Below are 12,456 nucleotides of genomic sequence, written 5' to 3'. Positions count from 1 at the left end.
GTCATGTCGATGGGCGCGTTGACGCGGCCGGCGGCGCTCATGGCGGAATAGCCTTCCTGCACCACCAGGACGCGGTCGCCTACCCCGGCATCCACGGCATCGAGTGCCAGGACGGGTTCACCGTGCTCGGTGTCGTCCGGGAGGACGGGCTGCACGATCAACACCTTGCGCCCCTGGTGGGAGGGATGTTTCTGCGTTGCCACCACTTCACCGACCACGCGCCCCAGGATCATCGCGAAACCTTGCGCCCGGCTGGCGATTGCGGCACGGCAGTGACCGCATCCACGATGCCGATAACCGCCGCGTCGGTGGGCACTTCGCCGCTGAGAGCCAGGCCGGCCTCGCGGCCCCGGCACCAGTAGACGGTTTCCTGGAAGCCGGCGCCAATGGCGTCCACGGCCACCAGCGGACGTCCGCGCGGCGAACCGTCACGCTTGATGGGTTGCAGCAGCAGGAGCTTCTGGCCATCGAGGTGCGGATGCTTGGCGGTGGCTACCACGCGGCCGATCACGCGCGCCAGCATCATCAGCGTTTGCCTTTGGCCGGGCCGGCGGCGGCCATGTGTTGCTCGTCTTCCGTGTCGGTGCGCACGGTGTCCACAATGCCCACAATGGCGCTATCGATAGGGGATTCCTTCAGGCCGGCGGCCATGCGGGCGGAGGAGCCGCCCACCAGCAGCACGGTCTCATGGAAGCCGGCGCCCACGGTGTCCACGGAGATGATGTAGTTGGAACCATCCGGCTCACCCGAGGGATTGACCGGCCGGCACACCAAGAGCTTGCGGCCTTCCAGGCGCTCGTCTTTGCGCGTGGCCACCACGGTGCCGACTACGCGAGCCAGGATCATCGGTCAATTTCTCCAGAGCAGGAGCCGCGCCCTGAACTGTCCGGAGCGCGGCGGCGGCTTAGGCGGCCGCGCTCTTGCCGGAGCGGCCGATCGGCAGCACGTCTTCCAGGCTGGCATGCGGCCGCGGAATCACGTGTACCGCGATCAACTCGCCCACGCGGCGAGCGGCGGCAGCACCGGCGTCCGTGGCGGCTTTCACCGCGGCCACGTCCCCGCGCACCATGGCGGTCACGTAGCCAGAGCCGATCTTCTCCCAGCCTACCAGCGTTACCTTGGCCGCCTTCACCATGGCGTCGGAGGCCTCAATCATCGCCACCAGCCCCCGCGTCTCAATCATCCCCAGTGCTTCGCCCATCGTTGTTCTCCAGGTTTCAGGGTTGAATCAGCCGATCACCAAATCAACAGAATCCGGCTACCAGCGCCTCTTGCTGTGCCTCATGGCATCTTCCACGATCGCCGCCAGTTCCTCGCGCGTCACCGTGATGCGCTCCGGCGGTTTGCCGGAGCCGGGTGTAGGAGCGGCGGCTACGTCACTTGCCGTTACCGGGCAACCCGGCGCCATCGCGGCTGCCGAGCTTACACCTTCGTACTTCTCCCGCGCCACCATCAGTTTTGAAACGTCCTCCTGGCTCAGGAGCTGTTGCCGGCCCAGCTGGTGGGCGACCAGGGCGATGCGCGCGAAGTGCTCCACCGTTTCCATCTTCATGTAGGCGCGCAGCAGGTTCTCACCGTAGGTGACCACGCCGTGGTTGGCCATGAGGATGGCGTCGTACTGCGGCACCAGCGGTTCCAGCGCCTCCGTCAGTTCCGGTGTCCCCGGCGTGCCGTACTGGGCGATGGGGATGCATCCCAGCGCCAGCACAATCTCCGAGATCAACGCCTGATTCAGCGGGATGCCGGCGGCAGCGTAACCCGTGGCCGTGGGCGGATGCGCGTGCACGATGCCTTTCACGTCCGGCCGCAGCCGGTAAATCAGCAGGTGCATGGCGATTTCGCTGGAGACATTGCGGCGCCCGATGACCTTCTTACCCTGCATGTCCACCACCACCAGGTCTTCCGGCTCCATCATGCCCTTGCTCATGGCCGTGGGCGTGGAAAGGATGGCGTCGTGGTCCAGACGGACGGAGAGATTGCCATCGGTGGCGGCGACGAAGCCGCGTTCGTGGATCATCTTGCCGAAGCGGCAGATGTCCTCACGATGCTGGCGCTCGCTCTTCATATACTACGCGTGTAGTAGTAAGCCTCTCGTGGGCGCGCTGGTCGGCGTATCCTACCGCAGCCGATTCCAGAGAGGCAACGGGGAAAACTAGCAGATCCACATGCCCCCGGGAACCACCAGGGCGGCGGCCACGGCCAGGAAGTCCAGCCCGTAGGACAAGCCGGTTCCCAGCGCGGCGTATTTCAGCATCCGGCCCCGGTTGCGCTGCCCACGATCGAAGAACAGCCATAACAGCAGGTACCATTCACCCATGCGAATGGGCAACAGCAGGGCGTAATAGGTGACGATCCACCACTCGCCCGATTGCTGTGCCGGACCGTACAGCAGGCCCCAGGAGAGGCCGAAGGTGACGCCAACGGCGATGCCGATGCCCGTCCGCGCCAGGCCGACCAGGATCTTCTTCCTCCCGGTCCAGTCGAAGCCATAGGCGCGGCTCAGATAGAAGGCTGCGCCGGTGTAGCCGGTTGCCTTCACCGCGGCGAACGCGGCAAATCCGATCGGTGATCCGCCTCCGGGCACGGCTCCTCGAGCCGTCAAAATAGCACGAAACCTATAATCGAGAAGTGCGGGTCGCCGACTTCGACTACCACCTTCCGCAGGAATTGATCGCGCAAGAGCCGCTGCCCGACCGCGCGGCCTCACGCCTGCTGCGCCTCGACCGGGCGTCGGGCCGCTTCGAAGACCGCCGCTTCTCCGAACTGCCGGACCTGCTGCGCAGCGGCGACCTGCTGGTGCTCAACAACAGCCGCGTATTCCCGGCGCGGCTTTACGGACGTCGCGGGGGCGCGCGCGCCCAGCCCGTGAGTCCGCAAAACCCGGCGGCCAAGGATTTTCTGCGTGGCCGCGTGGAAGTCCTGCTCACGCGCCAGCTCGATTCGCGAGCGATGGAATGGGAAGCCTTGGTGCATCCCGGGCGCAAGATCGGCGTAGGGGAGCGGCTGTTCTTCGGCGAGCAGGATGAATTACAGGCAGAAGTCGTAGCTCGCGGCGAATACGGTGAGCGGCGCCTGCGGTTTTCCCCGGTTGTGGATTTCTTCGCCCTGGTCGAGCGTATGGGCCACGTGCCCTTGCCCCCGTACATTGATCGCCCCGATGTGGCCGCTGACCGGGAGCGTTATCAGACGGTTTTTGCCCGGGAGCGGGGTTCGGTAGCAGCGCCTACGGCCGGCCTGCATTTCACCCCAGAAATATTGGAGCGCCTGCGCGAACGCGGTATCGAAACCGCGGAAATCACGCTGCACGTCGGATTGGGCACGTTCCAGCCGGTGCACACGGAGATGGTTGAGAAGCACCGCTTGCACAGCGAGTCTTACTCTGTTTCCCAGGCTGCGGCTGCAACCATCCAGAAGGCGCGCCAGGAAGGACCCCGCATCGTGGCCGTGGGCACCACGGCGGTGCGCACCCTCGAACACTGTGTCCGTGCCCACCCGGAAGGCAGGATCCTCCCCGGCTCCGGTGAGACGGACATCTTTATCTACCCCGGCTTCGAGTTCCGCGTGGTGGACGCGCTGCTCACGAACTTCCACCTGCCGCGCTCGACGCTGCTCATGCTGGTCTGCGCTTTTGCCGGACGGGAGAATGTGCTGGCGGCGTATGAGCATGCGGTCAAAGAGCGCTATCGCTTTTACTCCTACGGAGACTGCATGCTGATCGATTGAATCAGTCAATCATTGGATCAATGAAAGGCCACTTCGCCTCGAACAGGCTGCTAGACTCACCCATGCACCTCACGCAATGATTCAATGAACAAATGATTCAATCGTCTCCCAAGGGCCGCGTTTTTCTGCTCGACGCCATGTCGCTGATCTTCCGCGCTTATCATGCCATGGCGCGGCAGCGGCCCATGTCCACGCGTGACGGTCTGCCCACGGCGGCGGTCTACGTGTTCGTCAACATGCTGCGCAAGCTGCGGCAGGATTTCGCGCCCGAGTATCTGGCCGCAGTCTTCGATCCTGCCGGGCCCACCTTCCGCGACCAGCAGGCGGCGGCGCTGAGCACGGTGCGCAAGTTCGACATCAAGACGCAGACGTTTCAGGAGACGGCGTATCACGGCTACAAGGCCAATCGGGCCGAGACGCCGCCTGACCTGGCGCAGCAGTTTCCCTACATCCGGCGCGCGCTCGAGGGCTACGGCATCCCCGTCCTGGAGCAGCCCGGCTACGAAGCCGACGACGTCCTGGGAACGCTGGCGCGCCAGGCAGCCAAGCAATCGTACGAGGTGTACGTCGTTTCCGGCGACAAGGACATGCTGCAACTGGTGGACGACAAGGTGCGCGTGCTCAACCCGCAGAAAGACAATCTGGTCTACGACCCGCCCAAGGTGGAAGAAATCCTGGGCGTCCCGCCGGAGAAGGTGGTGGAGGTGATGGCGCTGCGCGGCGACTCGATCGACAACATTCCCGGCGCGCCCGGCATCGGCGACAAGGGGTCGGTGGAATTGATCCGCCGCTTCGGCTCGGTCGAGAAGGCGCTGGAACGGGCCGCGGAAGTGGAGAAGAAGACGTACCGCGAGTCGCTCGAGAACAACCGCGAGGTCATCCTTCTGAGCAAGGAGCTGGCCACCATTGACCGCAACGTTCCGGTCGAGCTGGATTTGAAGGCGCTCGAAATCAGCGAACCTGACAGCGAGAAGCTAAGGGCGCTGTTCACCGAGCTGGAGTTCACCAGCTTCCTCAAGGAACTGGTGCCCGCGGCCGACCTCGGCCCCACCGACTACCGCGATGCCCACTCAGCCGAAGAAGTCGAGGCGCTCCTGGCACACGTGAATGACTCCAACCCGTTGGCTCTGGCCCTGGCGCCGGCCATCGCCGGCTCTGCGCGCGGCGAGGAAGAGGAGGACGCGGAGGCAGCGAAACTTCCGCTCGCTTCTGCTGAGGTGGTCGCGCCGGCCAACGTGATCGCGATCTCAGCCGCGAAGGGCGAAGCCCTGACCGTGTCTCTCGACAATGGGCCGGCCATGCGTAAGCTCGCCCAGGCACTGGCCGATGCGCAGATTCCCAAGGCCGTGCATGATTGGAAGTCTGCCATTCACGCGCTGGCGGAACACGGCGCGGAGCTGAACGGCGTCCGGCACGAGACCATGCTGTATTCCTACCTGCTCGACCCTACCTACTCCACGCACGGCCTTCCGGAGCTGGCGCTGCGGCGCTTCAACCTGAAGTTGAGCGGGTCGCTGGCCGAAGCTGCGGACATCACCGGGCGACTGGCGCCCACGCTGCGCCAGGAAGTCGAAGGCGACGATCTGCTAAGCGCCTACCAGGACCTCGACCTGCCGCTGGTGCCGGTGCTGGCGCGCATGGAGCAGGCGGGCGTGAAGGTCGACGCCCACGCGCTCGACCGCATGTCTTCGGACCTGGAGCGCGAAGCCGGGAAAGTGGCCGCGCGCATCTACGAGCTGGCCGGCACGGATTTCAACATCAATTCGCCCAAACAGCTCGGCGATGTGCTCTACAACCGGCTCAAGCTGCCCAAGCCCACTCGCTACGGCAAGGGCAGGGTTCCCTCCACGGCGCAGGACGTGCTGGAAGTGCTGGCGGAACGCCATGACGTGCCGCGGCTGGTGCTGGAATACCGCCAGCTCTCCAAGCTCAAGTCCACCTACGTGGACGCTCTGCCGGAGCTGATCGATCCCCGCACCGGCCGTCTGCACACCACCTTCAATCAAACCGGCACGGCGACCGGACGCCTTTCTTCCACGGAGCCCAATCTGCAGAACATCCCCATCCGCACGGAGCTGGGCCGCGAGATTCGCGCCGCCTTCGTCGCCGAACCGGGCCACGTGCTGGTGGCAGCCGACTACTCGCAGATCGAGCTGCGCCTGCTGGCGCATCTGTCGGAAGACCCCCTCCTGGTGGAAGCCTTCCGCCGCGGCGACGACATCCACCGCCTGACAGCCGCGGAAGTGTTCGGCGTGCCGCCGCTGGCCATCGACTCCGAGCATCGCCGCCGCGCCAAGGCCGTGAACTTCGGCATCGTGTACGGCCTCTCGCCCTTCGGGCTCTCGCAGCAGATCGGCGTGGAGCAGCGCGAAGCCAAAAAGTTCATCGATGCCTACTTCGCCAAGTACAAGGGGGTGCGCGCGTTCATCGACCGTACCTTGGAGGAGACAAGGAGGACGCAACGCGTTCGCACCCTCTTCGGCCGCGTGCGGCCCATCCCGGACATCAACAGCAAGAACGCCAGCCTGCGCGGCTTTGCCGAGCGCACCGCCGTGAACACGCCCCTTCAAGGGACCGCCGCCGATCTGATGAAGCTGGCCATGATTCACGTGGACCAGCAGTTGCGCGATCGCGGTCTGAAGACCCGCATGACGCTGCAGATCCATGACGAGTTGGTATTCGAAGCGCCTGAGGCCGAAGTGCAGGAAGTCAGCGCGCTGGTGAAAGAACGGATGGAAAGGGTCTATGCGCTGCGGGTACCGCTGGTGGCCGAAGTCGGTGTCGGAAGGAACTGGCGCGATTTGAAGTAGGTCACACGCCCAAAGCTTTCTGGATGGCCGCGCAGATCGCTTCGGCCGAGCGTTGCATTTCCTGCTCGGACTTGGCCTCGACCATGACGCGTGCGAGGGGCTCGGTGCCCGAGTAGCGCACCACCACGCGTCCATGGCCATCGAGGGCACGCTCCGCGTCAGCGATGGCGTGCGCGACCGCCGCGATCTGGTCCAGCGGCTTCTTCTCGCGCACGCGGACGTTCTTGATGATCTGCGGGAACACTTCCAGGTCGCCGACCAGTTCGGCCAGCGGTTTGCCGCTGCGCACCACGATCTCCATCACCCGCAACGCGGTCAGAAGGCCGTCGCCCGTGGTGTGGTCTCCGGCAAAGATGATGTGGCCGGACTGCTCGCCTCCCAAGACGGCGCCCGACTTCTGCATCTCCTCCAGCACGTACTTGTCACCCACGGGAGCGCGCAGCATGCGGATGCCGGAGCGCGCCAGCGCCGCCTCAAGGCCCATGTTGGACATGGTGGTGGCAACCACCAGGTCGCCGGGCAGCGCGCCTCTCGCCTTCATGTCACGCGCGACGAGAAGCAATACGGCGTCGCCATTGACGACGTTTCCGGATGCGTCCGCAAACAGCGCCCGGTCGGCATCGCCATCGAACGTGACGCCCAGGTCGGCCTCGTTATGCGTCACTTCGCCGGCTACCGCCTGCGGGAACAACGCGCCGCAATGGTCGTTGATATTGCGTCCGTCGGGGGTGTGGTGAAGGTAGCGAGAGCGCACGCCGCAAGCGGCGAACACCTCCTTGGCCAGCGTGCTGGCTGCGCCGTTGGCGCAATCCACCACGACGCGCAGGTGGCTGAGATCGACGCTCTTGAGGTGCTCGTCCAGCCAGCGAACATAGAGACGTTGCAGCGAGGCGCTGCCCGGCAACGAACGCTTGAACGGCGCCCGGTGTTCCGGGGGGCTTGCGGCCTTCACGTCCGCCAGCAGCGAGAAGATCTCCTGCTCGATGGCCAGCTCGACCGCGTCCGGCAGCTTGTACCCGGTGGAAGCGAAGACCTTGATGCCGTTGTCGGTCCAGGGATTGTGCGAGGCGGAGACCACCACCCCGGCGGCAAAGCCGCGCGCTCGCGCCAGGTAGGCGATGCCCGGAGTGGTGATGACGCCGGCGCTCTCCACCTGGGCGCTCGCCGCCGCCAGGCCGGCCGTCACGGCGTCGGCGATCCAGGCGCTGGACTCGCGCGTGTCCTGGCCGAGGACCACTTTCGGGGGCCCGTTGCTTCGTTTCAGATGGTGGCCCAGGGCGCGCCCGATGATGAAGCTGGTGTCGGCGTCGAGCGGGAACTCGCCCGCGACGCCGCGAATGCCGTCGGTGCCGAACAGCTTCCTCATTCCTGCTGACCCTTCACGGGCTCAGACTCGTCCGGGACCACGACAGGCGTGGGCAGCGCCGCCGGTGGCAGGTAACGATGCACCAGCTCACCCAGCCGCTGACGCAAGTACTCGACGGTGATGTCGCGCTCCACTTCGCCGGCTACACCCAGGCTGATGGCCCCGGTTTCTTCGGAGACCACAATGGCCACCGCGTCCGTGTCCTCCGTGATGCCGATGGCGGCGCGGTGGCGCGAGCCCAGTTGCGTGGAGAGGACTGGGTTCATGCTCAGCGGCAGGAAGCAGGCTGCGGCCGCTACACGGTCTTTCTGCACGATGACCGCGCCATCATGCAGGGGCGCGCTGGGACGGAAAATCGTGGCCAGCAGGTCATAGGTCAGGTGCGCATCCAGCGGCACTCCGCTCTCGATGTAGGTCTTGAGCCCGACTTCCCGCTCGATGACGATCAGCGCGCCGGTGTGATTCTGCGCGAACAGGTTCACGGCCAGCACGATGTCGTCGTACGAATCCGATCCCGCGCCCTGGGAGAAGCGCGCGAAGGTGAGAGCGCGGCCCAGCTTTTGCAGCGCCTGCCGTATTTCCGTCCGGAAGATGAGGATGAGCGCGAATACGGCCCAGGGCAGCAGGGTGTCGGCCAGCCAGCTCACCATGGGCAAGTTCGCAGCGCGCGCCAGGTAAAGCACCAGGGCCACAGCCGCTGCGCCCAGCAGCACATGGTAGCCGCCGGAGCCGCGCAGCATCATCAGGAAGCCGTAGACCAGCGCGGCCACCACCAGGATGTCCAGCACGGTCACGAGCGACACTTGTGTCCCGAGCTCGAGGATGCGAGTCATCTTTTCTAATCTATAAACGTTGAATCCAGAGCAGGCCGGTTACGCGTTCGACCTATTGTACCGCCATGCTCCAACCGGCCTGCGGAGGGGCCCCTCCCAAGCGGCTCGGTTAGAATCGAGCCTGGTTGTCATGACCGCCGAAGTCACATCCCGGAACGGCCAGCCGGCGACGACCGAACTGCCCGCGTGGCTACGGGAGATGTATCCCTTCCGCACTGCGAGCCTCATGGTCCACGGCAAGCGCATGAGCTACGTCGAGGAAGGCGCTGCCGACGCCCCGCCCATCGTGCTGCTGCACGGCAACCCGACCTGGTCGTTCCTCTACCGCAACGTGATTCCGAAGCTCACCGGGCGCTACCGGGTGATCGCGCCCGACCACATCGGCTTCGGCCTTTCGGAGAAGCCCGGCGACCTGGCCTACTACACGCTGGAGCGCCACATTGCCAATTTCACCGCGCTGGTGGAATCGCTGGGGCTCAAGAAGATGACCCTGGTGCTGCACGACTGGGGTGGGCCCATCGGGCTGGGCTACGCGGTGGCGCGTCCGGAGAACGTCGCGCGCCTGGTGCTGATGAACACCTGGGCGCATCTGCCGCACAACCCGGACGCCTACGAACTGCACTGGGGGCTGCGCCTCTCGCGCGGGCCGCTGGGCAGCTTCACCGTCCGCCGCTTGAACCTGTTTGTCGAACTGGCGCTGCGGACCGCGGTGGCGCGCAGGCTCTCTCTGCACGAATTCGACGCCTACCGCTTCCCGTTTCCGGATGCCGCCGCGCGTACCGGCGTGCTGGCGTTTCCGCGCATGATCCCGCTGCGCGAATCCGATGCCGCCGGCCGCACCATGAGCGAGATCGAGCGCGGGCTGGCGAGAATCACCGCGCCCGCAGACATCCTGTGGGGACGGCAGGACCCGGTATTCGGCCGCCTCGACGCCTACCGGCTGCGCGACAACCTGCGCAACGCGCGCGAGCCGGTGTTCCTCGATTCGGCCTCGCACTTTCTGCCGGAGGACGCGCCCGACGTCCTGGCGGAGAAGATCCTTACCGAGCGCAAGGCCGCGGTGGCGCTGAAGATACTCTCCTGAGGATCTGGGCGCGCCGATTCGCAGAGCCTGTCCCGAGCGAAGCCGAGGGAGTGCGCGAAAGGCGCGCATCCCTATTCGACTACGGTTGCGCTTTTTTCACTGTTGCCTGCAGCGTGCCCCGCGCCAGGCGGGCGGAGATCTCATCGCCCTGAGTGAGTTGTGCGGCGTCCTTCACCAGGTTGCCGGCGGCGTCGAAAACCAGGGCATAGCCGCGGTCCAGCACCTTGAGCGGCGAAAGCCCGTCGAGCTGCGCGGCCAGGCGGTCGAGTGAGGCGCGGCGCTCAAGCATTTTTCGGCGCGCGGCTGCGCCCAGCGCGGCGATCTGGGCAGCGAGTTCGCGGCGCATGGCCGAGCAGCGCCCGCGCAGGTCGTAGTGGCGCAGGCGGGTGGCGGCGACATCGAGCCGCCGGCGGTGTCCATCCAGCAGGTCCTGCTGGGCCTGCGCCAGGCGGAAGAGCAGTTCATCGGCGCGCTGCTGTTGCCGCCCAAGGAATTCGTTGATGCGGGCGAAGGCGGCGTGCTGAGCCAGTTCCGTGAGGGTCTGGCGCGCCATCAGGAGCTGGTAGCGCGCGGCCCGGGCCAGGCGCTCGCGCAGGTCGGCGATGCGGCGCTCCAGATCGTGCTTGGGCTCGACCACCATTTCCGCCGCGGCCGAAGGCGTAGGCGCGCGCAGGTCAGCGACGAAATCGGCGATGGTGAAATCGGTCTCGTGGCCGATGGCGGAAATCACCGGAACCTTGCTGGCCGCGATGGTGCGGGCCAGCGCCTCATCGTTGAAGGCGGCCAGGTCTTCAGCCGAGCCGCCGCCGCGGGCCACCAGGATGACGTCCACGTTGCGGGCACGGCTGAAGTGATCGATGCCGGCAGCGACTTCGGCGGCCGCGCTCTCACCCTGCACCTGCGCGGGGAAGATCAGCACGCGGATACTCTCATGCCGCCGCCGCAGCACATTCAGGATGTCGCGGATGGCGGCGCCCTGCGGCGAAGTGACGATGCCGATGGCGCGGGGCAAGGCCGGCAGCGGCTGCTTGCGCGCGGCGTCGAACAGGCCCTCGGCGGCCAGGCGCGCCTTTAACTGCTCGAAAGCGATCTGCAGCGCGCCCGCGCCCTTGGGCTCCAGGTACTCGGCGGAAAGCTGCAGTTCGCCGCGCGCTTCGTACACAGTGACGCGACCGCGGGCGATCACGGCCATGCCGTCGGCGGGCCGGAAGCGCAGCAGGCGCGCCTGCGAGCGGAACATCACCAGGCGAAGCTGGGCGTCGCCATCCTTGAGGGTGAAGTAGAGGTGCCCGGAGTCGGCGGCGCGGAAGTTCGAGATTTCGCCCTCGACCCAGACGTCGGAATATTCGCGCTCGACGGAGGTGCGCAGCGCGCCGATCAGGTCGCGCACCGTCCACACCCGCCGCGCCTGCGGGAAGAGCAGGCCGAGCTGGGGATCGAGCGCCACGCGGGCAGTGTACCCGACCCGGGAGATCGTCAGGAAAAGGATTCACCGCCGCGAGCAGAGAGGTCGCGGAGTGGAAGGATCAAAGGGCAAAGGCCCGGACACGGAGGGCGGAGAGCGAAGGACCAAGGGGCAAGATCGGATGCTCGCGTCGCGCGTTCAGCCCGCAAGAGCAGCGGGCGCGCGGTCCCCTTCGACTTCGCTCAGGGCTCGGGCCTGCGGCCCTCGGGGCGAAAGCGCCCAGATCCTTCGCTCGACCAAGGTCCCTCGCTGCGCTCGGGATTTCGGCGCGCGGCTCAGACGCCGCGCAAACGCCTCAATCTCGCTCAGGATGACAATCGGCTACTCCAACGGAGGCGCGGCGGCGTACGGCTCGTTCTGGACGACCTCGAAATCGTCATAGACGGCGGCGATGCCCACCCGCTTATCGGCCTCGCGCTGCTGGATGCGCACGATGCGGGCCTTGCAGCGCACCACCACCTGTTTGTCCTTGCCGGTGATCTCCGGGGGCAGGGGCATGGCGACTTCGATGGTGGAGCCCATCTTGAGCTCGACGTCGGTATAGAGGAAGACGCTGTTCTGGCTGACGTCGCGGCTGTACCACACCTCTTCGTGGACGCCGCCGTTCGACCAGCGGACCGAGGCCGGCATCAGGTGCGGAATGCGTTCGTGAGTGCGCTTGCTCTTACTCTCTGGCATAGTCCTCCCCTTTGCGCAGAACCAGTGGGGAGAGCCAGGCAGGGGGAACGCCCAGTTAAGTTATAGATAGCATGAAAGCCGGCTTTTGGGAATCCCCCTAAAGGGCCATCCCCGGCTCTGGTCATTGTAGCGCGTTTGGGCGGTAAGGGATTGCCCGTATTGGCTTTCCGCCTCCCCGCCGGTCTTGCGCTCTCCGTAGTCCACGTTCGCGCGCTCCTGCCTTTTCCTGGGAGCGGAAGGCGCAAAGCGGAGAGCGCTCTTCTCAGTGCCGCAGCCGCCCGATCAGGTACAGGACCAGGGAGAGCAGCAGACTCAACAGCAGCGAGGTCGCCAGCGGAAAGTAAACAACGCTGTTCTTGCCGCGCCAGACGAAGTCTCCGGGCAGCCGGCCCAAGGGAAGGTTCAGCTTGCCGCCCAGCGTCAGAAGCAGGCCGAGGACGACCAGAATAGCGCCCAGGAGGATGAGCAGCTTGCCGGCGCTGGACATACAGGAATTC

Annotated in this window: 14 protein-coding genes; 3 read left to right on the top strand and 11 right to left on the bottom strand. The window is 65.9% G+C overall.

Going from position 1 to position 12,456, the window contains the following annotated elements; all coding sequences use genetic code 11:
- From VLE48_13095 to VLE48_13070, 6 genes are all read right to left on the bottom strand, one after another.
- A partial coding sequence (locus VLE48_13095; protein HSA93943.1) for a EutN/CcmL family microcompartment protein occupies positions 1–233 on the bottom strand: 233 nt, incomplete at its 3' end.
- Positions 230–526 carry a EutN/CcmL family microcompartment protein gene (locus VLE48_13090; GenBank protein ID HSA93942.1) on the bottom strand — a complete coding sequence of 99 codons (297 nt, stop codon included), beginning with the start codon at positions 524–526 and terminating at the stop codon, positions 230–232. The genes VLE48_13095 and VLE48_13090, both read right to left, overlap by 4 nt.
- Positions 526–846 (bottom strand): EutN/CcmL family microcompartment protein, encoded by a 321-nt coding sequence (locus VLE48_13085; protein HSA93941.1) that lies wholly within the window; start codon positions 844–846, stop codon positions 526–528. The genes VLE48_13090 and VLE48_13085 overlap by 1 nt, the downstream gene beginning before the upstream one ends.
- Positions 847–904: 58 nt before the next feature.
- Positions 905–1,201: an ethanolamine utilization microcompartment protein EutM gene (gene eutM / locus VLE48_13080; GenBank protein ID HSA93940.1), complete on the bottom strand. Its 297-nt coding sequence runs from the start codon at positions 1,199–1,201 to the stop codon at positions 905–907.
- A 57-nt stretch (positions 1,202–1,258) separates the two neighbouring features.
- A complete protein-coding gene (locus VLE48_13075) occupies positions 1,259–2,065 on the bottom strand; it encodes a class II aldolase/adducin family protein (protein HSA93939.1) in 807 nt (268 codons plus the stop codon).
- Positions 2,066–2,152: 87 nt separating this feature from the next.
- Entirely contained in the window at positions 2,153–2,584 is a 432-nt protein-coding gene (locus VLE48_13070) for a hypothetical protein (GenBank protein ID HSA93938.1), read from the bottom strand.
- 44 nt (positions 2,585–2,628) lie between these two features.
- On the opposite strand from VLE48_13070, the gene queA reads away from it, so the two are divergent.
- Both queA and polA read left to right on the top strand, forming a co-directional pair.
- Positions 2,629–3,723 (top strand): tRNA preQ1(34) S-adenosylmethionine ribosyltransferase-isomerase QueA, encoded by a 1,095-nt coding sequence (gene queA / locus VLE48_13065; protein HSA93937.1) that lies wholly within the window; start codon positions 2,629–2,631, stop codon positions 3,721–3,723.
- Between the two features lie 92 nt (positions 3,724–3,815).
- Complete coding sequence (polA, locus tag VLE48_13060; GenBank protein HSA93936.1) at positions 3,816–6,533, top strand: DNA polymerase I; 2,718 nt, start codon at positions 3,816–3,818, stop codon at positions 6,531–6,533.
- Between the two features lies 1 nt (position 6,534).
- On the opposite strand, the gene glmM is transcribed toward polA, so the two are convergent.
- Together glmM and cdaA are read right to left on the bottom strand one after the other, a co-directional pair.
- Entirely contained in the window at positions 6,535–7,899 is a 1,365-nt protein-coding gene (gene glmM, locus VLE48_13055; protein HSA93935.1) for a phosphoglucosamine mutase, read from the bottom strand.
- Positions 7,896–8,732, bottom strand: a complete 837-nt coding sequence (cdaA, locus tag VLE48_13050; GenBank protein ID HSA93934.1) for a diadenylate cyclase CdaA — start codon at positions 8,730–8,732, stop codon at positions 7,896–7,898. The genes glmM and cdaA overlap by 4 nt, the downstream gene beginning before the upstream one ends.
- 130 nt (positions 8,733–8,862) lie before the next feature.
- Between cdaA and VLE48_13045 the strand changes: the two genes are divergently transcribed.
- Positions 8,863–9,816: an alpha/beta fold hydrolase gene (locus tag VLE48_13045; GenBank protein HSA93933.1), complete on the top strand. Its 954-nt coding sequence runs from the start codon at positions 8,863–8,865 to the stop codon at positions 9,814–9,816.
- Between the two features lie 79 nt (positions 9,817–9,895).
- Here VLE48_13045 and xseA read toward each other — a convergent pair whose 3' ends face one another.
- The 3 genes from xseA to VLE48_13030 form a co-directional block, all read right to left on the bottom strand.
- Positions 9,896–11,263 (bottom strand): exodeoxyribonuclease VII large subunit, encoded by a 1,368-nt coding sequence (gene xseA, locus VLE48_13040; GenBank protein ID HSA93932.1) that lies wholly within the window; start codon positions 11,261–11,263, stop codon positions 9,896–9,898.
- 339 nt (positions 11,264–11,602) lie between these two features.
- Entirely contained in the window at positions 11,603–11,959 is a 357-nt protein-coding gene (locus tag VLE48_13035; GenBank protein ID HSA93931.1) for a PilZ domain-containing protein, read from the bottom strand.
- Between the two features lie 262 nt (positions 11,960–12,221).
- Positions 12,222–12,456 (bottom strand): DUF2905 domain-containing protein (locus tag VLE48_13030; GenBank protein HSA93930.1); only part of this gene is annotated, 235 nt, incomplete at its 5' end.

The sequence above is a fragment of the Terriglobales bacterium genome, from assembly GCA_035454605.1.
Classification (GTDB): Bacteria; Acidobacteriota; Terriglobia; order Terriglobales; family Acidobacteriaceae; genus DATMAB01.
This window is presented reverse-complemented; position numbering and strand designations above follow the sequence as displayed.

Coding starts and splice junctions, on each gene's coding strand:
- VLE48_13090 (HSA93942.1), bottom strand. CDS start 526: ATGATGCTGGCGCGCGTGATCGGCCGCGTGGTAGCCACCGCCAAGCAT.
- VLE48_13085 (HSA93941.1), bottom strand. CDS start 846: ATGATCCTGGCTCGCGTAGTCGGCACCGTGGTGGCCACGCGCAAAGAC.
- eutM (HSA93940.1), bottom strand. CDS start 1,201: ATGGGCGAAGCACTGGGGATGATTGAGACGCGGGGGCTGGTGGCGATG.
- VLE48_13075 (HSA93939.1), bottom strand. CDS start 2,065: ATGAAGAGCGAGCGCCAGCATCGTGAGGACATCTGCCGCTTCGGCAAG.
- polA (HSA93936.1), top strand. CDS start 3,816: ATGATTCAATCGTCTCCCAAGGGCCGCGTTTTTCTGCTCGACGCCATG.
- glmM (HSA93935.1), bottom strand. CDS start 7,899: ATGAGGAAGCTGTTCGGCACCGACGGCATTCGCGGCGTCGCGGGCGAG.
- cdaA (HSA93934.1), bottom strand. CDS start 8,732: ATGACTCGCATCCTCGAGCTCGGGACACAAGTGTCGCTCGTGACCGTG.
- VLE48_13045 (HSA93933.1), top strand. CDS start 8,863: ATGACCGCCGAAGTCACATCCCGGAACGGCCAGCCGGCGACGACCGAA.
- VLE48_13035 (HSA93931.1), bottom strand. CDS start 11,959: ATGCCAGAGAGTAAGAGCAAGCGCACTCACGAACGCATTCCGCACCTG.